Source organism: Bradyrhizobium sp. 23AC, from assembly GCF_054863025.1.
Window position 1 is genome coordinate 1 of the sequence record NZ_JAVAYN010000323.1, and the last position, 232, is coordinate 232.

1 pseudogene is annotated in these 232 nt (G+C 67.7%); it reads right to left on the reverse strand.

Annotated elements, in window-relative coordinates:
• Positions 1 to 232: pseudogene (locus tag RAD10_RS42605) on the reverse strand (hypothetical protein); the annotation flags it as partial.

Here is a 232-nt window from a genome sequence, read left to right on the forward strand (position 1 = left end):
GCCACGAGATGTGGTTGGCCACCAGCAACACAGGCCCCGGCGCCCGGGGCTGGCCACATACTTGCACCGTGACCCCTGCGTGGCGCAACAGGTCGGCAGCCCATTGCTGGATGCGTGCGTGCTGCTGCGCAGCACCTATGCGCGGAAAGCGCCAGCGGATCACGCTGTAGCCTGTGAGCACATGCAGCGCCAGGCGCACAGCGCGCCAGACCGCGCGGATTTTGCGCAACAG